A 9,321-nucleotide genomic window follows, 5' to 3' on the forward strand; every position below is an offset into this window, starting at 1 on the left:
CATGAAGTTATATTTATACTTACTATTAATTTTCTTATTCGTTAGTTGAACTTTTGTAAAGCCAGCTTCTCTAAGTTCATTGTTTACATAAATCCCTTGACTAACCTTCCTTGGCTTCTCTCCAGTTATTCTCTCTAGTTCCTTATATATTTCATCAAACACCTTAGGACTTAAAATCCTATTTGTTATCGTTAATGTGTGTATCACTTTTATCACTCTCCACCCTATTATTCGCAATGGGTTTCTCAAATGTAAAAAATGATACGTTATTTTGTTTCTTGTTTTGTTCCTTCAAACCATTGTATTACCTACCATCTAAAGGTGTTAAATTATTATTTTTTAATATTTTTTCATGCTTTATTTAAATGCCTGGCTTCACCAATGCCACTTAAATTTCTTAGTTGCCTGCTTCCTGTCTTCCATCCTGGCTTTAATAATCTCAAATTCTCTTTCTAACCTCTCCACCCTTGGAGTTACTATCTCAATTTCTTTGCTCTTCAGATTCTCTTTATTTATCAATTCTTCTGTGCCCACAATAAGTAATTCTGTTAAAGTCATATTCTTTTGTGTTGCAACATACTTAAACAAATCCTTTTGCTCCTTGCTTACCCTAATCTTTATAGTTTCATTCTTCTTGGTATCTGTACCCACATCAATTCACTCCATACCTTTAAATTTTACTCATGTAACAAAGGTAACATATTGATTTTGCAAAGGTTGTCTAACTCTGTACCCACAAATATTTTTCAACAAAACCTTTGATTATTACCCCCGAAGGAATAAACTAAACCGGAATTGAGAGAGCTGAGTGAAGACGCAGTTATTCCCTTACAAATAGTCATAAGACTATCGTAAGAAAGTAACTACATCAGCTTTCTAAACCGTTTATATCGGTCGCATCGCTCTTCTGCACCTTATCTGTTACGTGTAAACACCCACTAGCTTTCTACATTACGGTTCTATCCTAATGCTACTCTGCTACTGGTTCCCGAGCACTTATGCTCCTAGAACTCCCACTCCTGACCTTTACGTTGTCACCACGCTCAAACCCACACGCCTAAAGATAAGGACTAGGACTACTGTGTGGAGGTTCACTTTCTGCATTGGCTGAACTCACCTTTCTTCTTCTTTTAAGTGGTTGTATGGCTTGTCCCACTACTATTCATATTTAAAAGGTGAATAGCAACCTTTCAGATTAAAAACTCCCTTGAATTAGGTATTTATTAAGTTAATTCTAAGTTTCTATATGTTGCAATAAAAAAAGCCTTCTAGCTATACACTAAAAGGCTTGAAAATTCTTCTCTAATTCGTTATACTCAATACATAAATTGAATATAGTAAATTTATAAAGTAGCTTTATTCCTTGGTTGTATGTGTGTTATATAACCTAGATTGAGTTACTTTTCAGAAGTTCTTCATTACTCTCTTGGTATTGCCGTACCTTGATAGTTCCTAACATTTCTTAGTTTGCCGACTTTGAAATGTGTTTGAAGGACTTTTTATTTTGTTTTGATATGGTTATATTCTACATTATTCTCCATATCATGTAAATATCTTTCTTTTAATTTAGCCTTTTCACATGAATTATATGTCATGCTCTACCTAAATGTAAAAATCTAAAAGTACTTTTTTGAATCAACCCAAATTGTAAAGGTAATTTTGTTCCGTTTTTAGAGTTTTTTCTCGTCTTTTTTTAAAGGCTGCAATGTTCATTGCTAAATATTTTTATTCATCAAATGCCAACTGTACTCTATGGATCCATAAGAATGTTTACCCCAAACGCATGGTTATTAAAGTTTATTTTTTCTCAAATAATGCGATAACCCTAGATAGATACCAATAAAAAAAAGAGTACCTTGGTACCCTTAATTACTTGCTTAAAAACTCTTCTAGTGCCTTATTAAATAATTCAGTTGCTGTTGTGCCTCGCTCTGTAGCCCTAGCCTTTATCTCTTCATATAGACCTAAATCTATTCTAATACTTCTAACTTCATTTTTACCACTCTTATAAATTACTCCATCCCTTTTCTGTGGAATCAATTCTAAGATATCATCTATGTTATTAATCAACTTGACGAATTTATTTATATCCATACTATCTAAAACGTCTAAGGCTCCACCTTTAATATCTTTTTTAAAAGCTTCTTCGGTAACAGATGTAATACCCTCAACATCTGTTATTTCAATCTGTCGCACAGGGTATATTACTTCTATGTTACACTCATCCGATACAAACTGATTTTTAATTTTTGTATATCCCAATTCCTTTAGAACTTGTATCAACTCCTGATCATTTTTATCATAATCCTCCAAAGCTATCTTCTTAAAGCCTCTCTTCTTTTGTCTTAAATGTTTATTTATATATTCTACTTCTTCAACTAAATTCTCTTTACTAATATTTCTCATAGCATCCCCCTACCGATTTATAATATTACATATGATATTACTTATAATATTACTCCCCGATTGTTTGTAAATCAACATTTTGTGAACTATTTGCATCTCGTAAAACTCTATACTTAATGATTAACTTGTTCTTCTCCGGCTAATATATTTTCATGCCTACTATATCACCTTTAGAATCCCCCACAATTAATTTTAAGTATCTAATCCACCATAACTTCATCTTTCCCATTCCCACGCCTTATAGTGTCAATCTGACGCAATAAAATTCTTGTTTTATATTTTATGTTTTAATTTTCTATTTTCCTAAAACATCAAAGTAGAAAAGAAGACTTATTAATTAACTGTATAATAACCATAAACTTTATTCATAACTACTCCATCAACAGATTCATTTCAAATATTCCTTTAACTTCAACCCTTGAAAGCTACTTTTGCAATATTATCACTTATTAATTAAATAGCATATCTGCGTTTATTTTACCAATAGGTTGTTTTTGGTATAATTGTATTATTATTAATTAATTGTAAAGGAGCTTGCTATGAAAGAAATTCTAGAATTTTATAAACTAATAGCTACCTATCGAAAGACTGGTTGGGATAATTCTGGTTGGAGAGAGGAACCTACATATTATGACTATACAACTGAAGAACTGATAGGCATAGGTACCAAAAGTGAACTAAACAAAATGTTAACTTCATCAAAATTAAAGTTCGCAGAAACCTATAAAATAGAACTTATAGAACGTTGCGATATACGACGTGTATCTCATAAACTGTTTAATGATTGTTATTTAAAACTTAAAGATAACAACAAAGAAATTTTAATGCATCTCATACATATAGATACTATTAAACTAAAGTTGCAAAATGTACTAAATGATTCTTCTATTTATAAACTAGCTTATAACAATATTGATTATCATGAGTCTAAAAATAGCCTTGATGAAGAATATTTTATACGGCACCTAAAAGAAATATTATCTAAAAATTTAATTTCAACTACATATCCACTAATTGCTGATATGTATTCACGCATAGATGTTTGCCTAAATAAAAGTTTAAATTCTATAGTATATAATGATATTTCCCCTTGTGATGATTGGGATAAATTAGAACGTTATTTAAATCTACCTAAGGGATTATATCCTAAACCAATGTTAGAAGCTATTGAAGAGGTTTTTTACTCTTTACGCATTAAAGATTATAGTCCTAAAGAAACTAGCAAAATCTATGACGCTATAACAAATAAAATTATTGAAAAAAGCCCGTCCAAAGCTTTAATAAATCAAGATGATCTACGTAGAATAGTATCTTACTTAAAATTTATACCTAGGGACGATTTTAGGCTGATTGATATTAAATATACATTGAAACCATTTGAAAATTTCGAAAAAGAAATAAGCAGTCTTATTGATAGATATTCTTTATTTGCTCCTATCAAAAAGAAAATTTTAGATGAAATAAGAAAAAAGGCCAATTTTTACAGTAAGCATCCGTCACGTGAAAATGTAATTATATCATCCACAATAAACAACTTAGGAACAAGGAGTATATCAACTAGATATTTCGAAGAAAATGTGATTAATAAACCATATAAAGAAACTACAGTTAGCAGTATTCTAAATAAATTATATTCCATGTATCCAGAATATAAAGGTTATAATTTCATTTCAACTAGTGAAAAATGTTACAAAATACCTTTAACAAAAGGAAAATATTTAGAAGAATTATTTGAAGATGCAGATTATCTATTTAAAATTATTTAAAATTATTTAAAATAATTTTAAATGCATATTTTATAAAGAGAAGCTTATAGCTTCTCTTTATAGTTTTTGATGCGTTTTATAAATCGCCTTCCACACACTATACATTCTGACATAGCAAAATTTATTTGTCTTCTTTTTATGCACTTGCATTTCATTCTAATCACCAGCCTTCACATTTTATTGTCACTATGATATTACCTTCAAATAATCTATTTACACATATAAAATAAACGAAGATGAAAATTATTTTCCATCTTCGTACTTCTTAACTAATCTATAAAATGTATTTCTTTTTAATCCTAGTTGCTCCATCATACTTGTGGCTGTAATCTCTTCAGATTTCCACTTAATATAATACTCTTCCCACTCTGATGGAAACTCTGTCTTAGGTCTACCTAAATGCTTTCCTTTTGCTTTTGCTACTTCAATTCCTTCAGCTTGTCTTTTCTTAATCTTATTTCTTTCCTCTTCTGCAATAGTTCCTAACACCTCTATAAGTACATTGTTTATCATATCCATCATAGCCTTAGCCATTCCACTATCATATTGGCGCAAATCCATTAAAGTTGTTGGTATATCTAGTATTCTTAACACGATATCATTAGTTTTAAACCACTCTATCTCTTTTTTAATTTCAGCTTTATTTCTTCCTAATCTATCTAACTCTTTAATAATAACTATATCTCCAGTTCGAACCATCTGCTTTAACATCTGATATTTTTCTCTGTTAAAGTCCTTACCACTCTGCTTGTCTACTAGGATATCTCTTTCTTCTATTTCAATTTTTGTATTGTTGCAATAATCTTGTATAGCCTTTATTTGTCTTCCTTCATTCTGCTCTTTAGTGCTTACTCTTACATATCCAAATACCTTGTTTTTCATTTTGTTTCCCTCCGTTTGTTTTATCCGATGTATTCATAATACCAAATCTGTTTCAAAAGATCAACACTTATTTTGAAACATTTCAAAACTCATTTGTTAACCTTTTGAAACTCCATTTATTGGCTCTTAAGCTACTGTTTCCTTTATCTCTCTATTCGTTGCATAAGGTACACCTTTTGAAATAAATAAAGAGTATAACAAATGTATGTCAAAACTTTTCATTTTTGATGTTGCTAAAAACTGAAAGCCTATTGAAAAAATCTTAGAGTATTTAAACGTGGCATAGTAATTTGTCCTTTTACCTAACTTTAAAATTATTAAAATGGAAATACACTATTATAATTTACATAAAATATTTTATTTTTCTAAACATTGTATTTTATTGAATAAAATGTAGTATTATGATAAAATTTCATTGAATATATATTACAAGGGGGTATTTATAATGAAAAGAAACAGAATTTTAACATCTTTAGCCTTGGCATTAAGCATGATAGTTGTATCTGGAACTACCGTTTTTGCAACAGATACTCATATAGAACTTAACAATTTAGATAGTATTTCAAATGAAAATATAACTGGTACTACTTCATTAGATTCTTCATCCACAGTAGTAAGTGATGTGTTAACTTTTAATGAAATGGTATCTGAATTCGCAAAAGATAATAATATTTCAGAAGAACAAGCCACCCTTCAAATTGAATCTAATTTTATAAATACAATTGATACAACAACTCGTACGTCAAGATCACAAACCATATTAGATGCTAGAGCTGCTACTTATCGAACACTTAGTAGTACTATAAATGTTACTTCATCATATAAACCATCTATTAGATTTTACTGCCAAACAGATGAATGGCCTGGTAGTAGCTTTAGAGCTATAGATAGACTACTTACAGTAACAGTAAATGGTAGTTATGGTAGTCTTTCTAAAGGTTTTATCGGTAGTGGTCTGGTACAGCTTGAAACTGCCAATAGAATATCTTGGACAATAAAAGGTAATTTTGTAAATATAGGCACTGGTGGTTCTTATTCCGTTAACTTAACTCCAGGTCAATCTGCTAATTATTCAATATCTGGTGGTTCATCAGGAGTATATAAATCAGTCAGTACTAACGGAACCACTAACTTCTAGAAAAAGAAATATTTATGGTAGCTTAGCTATTATAATTGCAGCTCCATACAATGGCACGTTATTGGTTACAAAAGTATAACGTGCCTATACTTTTAATATAGAATATTAAGCATAGTATAAAAAAGTATATTAGTGTCCCATTATTTTTTCTCTTTTAGCTTTACTTGTACTGAATTTAAAGTATTCTTTCGTTTTTTCTTTTTCCAAAATAAGAGCTTGTTCCTTTGGAACTGTAATTATGTTTGAATAATCTACTTTTGAATTTTTCTATCCTCTTGAATTGCTCCTAACCTCTTCCACACGTTTTTTACTCGTGGATATAGATATTAAAAGTTCACTTTGAATTAAATTATGATTTAAATGGGCATTGCAGGATTAATCTCTGTATTTGAAATCTTTCCATATCTGCTCTTTCTCCACTCCCTTCACATAACCCATTAAGTTCTTCTGTAAATACCACGCAAACGCCATTGATGCACCCCACTTTTTCATACTCTTGCAAACGAGAAACGTGCCATTTCATGGATCTATATTATCAACCTTCATAAAGGAAGAATGTAGATAATTATTCATTCCACAAAAATAAAAATCCCAATGTAACAGTACTATGTCACATTGGAATTTTTATTTAAAAACTTATAATGATTAAAACTTTTACTTATATAAGTATCTGAGAGAATATTGAATATTCAAAAGACCTATTACTAAACAAATAACTCTTAGTATTAAATCTGCAATAAGTAATTCTCCCATAAAAGTTAACATAGATGTTGAAAAAGTCATCCGTGTTATGATAATCGGTGCAAGTATAATTAAAATACTCATAATTATACTTATAAAAAACTTAATGTATTTTGTTATTATATTACTCATAAAATATACACCTTATTTAAAAATACGTATATCCCTCTCTATATATTGCTGAAAAATAACTTGTAGTACTTGATACTGAAAAAGAAAGTGTAGCACTCTCTCCTAAATTAAGCTCTGCACCACCACTTACAGTCGATGATCCAGTATTGTAAAAATGACCAGATATTCTATAGAATATTCTGTTTGCTGTTTCTAAATGAGTGAAAATTTTACCACTAAAAACCTTTGATACAGAACCTGATATTGTGTTTAAAGTTACATCTAAGATTTTCTCTATTGCTCTAAAGCTACTTCCTGGCCATTCATCTGTTTGGCAATAGAATTTTATTGATGGCTTATATGAAGTCACCTCAGCAGCTACATATTGGGTTATTGTTCTATATGTAGCTCTCTCCGCACTAACTAGAATATCTTCACTAAGTCTACCATTTTCATCTCTAATAGTACTTGCATTAAGTCTACTCTTGATTATTAATGATTCTGCTTTTTCCTTAGTAATATTTTTTGTTTTAGCCATATCCTCAGCTAATTCATCAAAGGTCATTACTTCACTTATAATTGTTGATGCATCAGGATTATTAATATCAATACTTCCATCATTTGCGCTATACATATTATTATTTGGTGTTACGGTTAAAGAATCATTTGCAAACGCTACAATATTAGATGACATGATACAACATAAAAATAATCCGATAGCTATAATTTTTTTACCTTTTTTCATTTTAATTACCCCCCATTTTTAAACAAAATATTTCAATTTATTTCAATTTATTTTAATTCTAACATATTTCCAATAAAATGTAAATATTTTAGAGATGTAAGTACACATAAAATTACAATAGACGGTTGGTTCTTTGAGTTGGATTAAGGTAATAACATATACGTTTTTGATAAAAACACGGAGTATTTCGATACGATTAGAACTGGTGATAAGCTTGACTTTGATGAATTTAAGTATAAGTGCAACCCAAGGGTTAATTGATAATAGATAAAAGGAGCAGATTAATTAATCTGCTCCTTTTATCTATTATATCCTTTATTTTAATTTCTAAGAGCTACCTAGAAATTAATCTTGATTGATTCTTTCTCTTTTAACTTATTTATATTTAGCTTTAAAGATCTCACACACCTCTTCTTCACTATCTGTCACTACTACCCTCTTAATTTTTGCTTTCTCATATGTTTCAACTAAATCCTTTCTTTTTTCCACTGGAACAAAATCATCTAATGCCTGTGTATTAAAAAAAGAAATGTAGCACTCATAATAGCTCCATCTGTTTTTTAATTTTTTTTTAAATAAATTAGCCTATTAAATTTTTTAATTTATTTATCTCCCATCTCAATGGAATTGTTACTGGATTAATTCCTAATTCTCTAATCTTCTTTAAGTATAGATTGAAGCAACTTGGATTATATTCACTTTGCTCTCTAGCTTTCCATATACTCCTATGCTTACTGACAGCCTTCATCACCCCTATAAGCTTCTCTTGTGTCTTAGATGTGTGTTTACTCTCTTTGACCATTTTAATAGCTTCTGTAAGCTTGTAGTAATCACCAGTGCCTATTGTCTTGTTATAATAATGATCTAGTATCTCGCTACTTAAATCCTGGCTTAGATAATGTTTCAAATGCCTGGTAGCAAATCCTTCTTTTGTCTTGATACTATTGGTTTTAGGTTTCTTACATTGAACCTCAAGCCTTAACAAGTCCTTTGCCCCATCTAAGTTAAAGTTTTGGCTTAATCTCTCACTTTCCTTGTCATAGAAGTTTATGGCTACACTATCATTGTAAAGATAGAAGCTCCCCTCCTTCTGTTTTCTAATTTTAGCATGGCTGCAATACAATTCTTTGAAGCTTCGTGGCTTGTCTGCTCTCTGAAATAACTTTATATATTCCTTCACATAAGGAGTATTGATGTTAATTGCATAGTCAATCCTATTTATCACCCAATAATCTAAACGTGGTAGGCTCTCATGAATTTTCTTCACCTCTTCATCGAATAATTCTTTGAACTCTTCTACTCGATCCAGTTCTATTACATCGAGTTTATTCCCCCTCAGAAGCTTAACTGGATTTAAAGTTATGGTTATTTGCATGAAGTTATATTTATACTTACTATTAATTTTCTTATTCGTTAGTTGAACTTTTGTAAAGCCAGCTTCTCTAAGTTCATTGTTTACATAAATCCCTTGACTAACCTTCCTTGGCTTCTCTCCAGTTATTCTCTCTAGTTCCTTATATATTTCATCAAAC

The 9,321-nt window shown here is 30.1% G+C and carries 9 protein-coding genes; 2 read left to right on the plus strand and 7 right to left on the minus strand.

Features of this window, described 5'->3' with window-relative positions:
* The 3 genes from BN1075_RS00535 to BN1075_RS00545 form a co-directional block, all read right to left on the minus strand.
* Positions 1-207, minus strand: a 207-nt coding sequence (locus BN1075_RS00535; RefSeq protein WP_040191074.1) for a hypothetical protein, incomplete at its 3' end; no start/stop codon positions are given.
* 168 nt (positions 208-375) lie between these two features.
* Complete coding sequence (locus BN1075_RS00540; RefSeq protein ID WP_040191075.1) at positions 376-651, minus strand: type II toxin-antitoxin system TacA family antitoxin; 276 nt, start codon at positions 649-651, stop codon at positions 376-378.
* A gap of 1,218 nt (positions 652-1,869) precedes the next feature.
* Complete coding sequence (locus BN1075_RS00545) at positions 1,870-2,406, minus strand: hypothetical protein (protein ID WP_040191076.1); 537 nt, start codon at positions 2,404-2,406, stop codon at positions 1,870-1,872.
* Between the two features lie 539 nt (positions 2,407-2,945).
* Between BN1075_RS00545 and BN1075_RS00550 the strand changes: the two genes are divergently transcribed.
* Entirely contained in the window at positions 2,946-4,172 is a 1,227-nt protein-coding gene (locus BN1075_RS00550; protein ID WP_040191077.1) for a hypothetical protein, read from the plus strand.
* A 243-nt stretch (positions 4,173-4,415) separates the two neighbouring features.
* On the opposite strand, the gene BN1075_RS00555 is transcribed toward BN1075_RS00550, so the two are convergent.
* Positions 4,416-5,054: a recombinase family protein gene (locus BN1075_RS00555; protein WP_040191078.1), complete on the minus strand. Its 639-nt coding sequence runs from the start codon at positions 5,052-5,054 to the stop codon at positions 4,416-4,418.
* Positions 5,055-5,499: 445 nt separating this feature from the next.
* Here BN1075_RS00555 and BN1075_RS00560 point away from each other — a divergent pair, with 445 nt between their 5' ends.
* Complete coding sequence (locus BN1075_RS00560) at positions 5,500-6,192, plus strand: hypothetical protein (RefSeq protein ID WP_052406318.1); 693 nt, start codon at positions 5,500-5,502, stop codon at positions 6,190-6,192.
* Between the two features lie 349 nt (positions 6,193-6,541).
* Here BN1075_RS00560 and BN1075_RS21325 read toward each other — a convergent pair whose 3' ends face one another.
* The 3 genes from BN1075_RS21325 to BN1075_RS21850 form a co-directional block, all read right to left on the minus strand.
* Complete coding sequence (locus BN1075_RS21325) at positions 6,542-6,715, minus strand: hypothetical protein (RefSeq protein WP_156132708.1); 174 nt, start codon at positions 6,713-6,715, stop codon at positions 6,542-6,544.
* A gap of 366 nt (positions 6,716-7,081) precedes the next feature.
* Positions 7,082-7,789, minus strand: a complete 708-nt coding sequence (locus tag BN1075_RS00565; protein WP_040191079.1) for a hypothetical protein — start codon at positions 7,787-7,789, stop codon at positions 7,082-7,084.
* 580 nt (positions 7,790-8,369) lie between these two features.
* On the minus strand, positions 8,370-9,321 hold a 952-nt coding region (locus tag BN1075_RS21850; RefSeq protein ID WP_040191080.1), incomplete at its 5' end, for a hypothetical protein.

This window comes from Clostridium culturomicium, assembly GCF_000821305.1.
Lineage (GTDB): Bacteria > Bacillota > Clostridia > Clostridiales > Clostridiaceae > Clostridium_J > Clostridium_J culturomicium.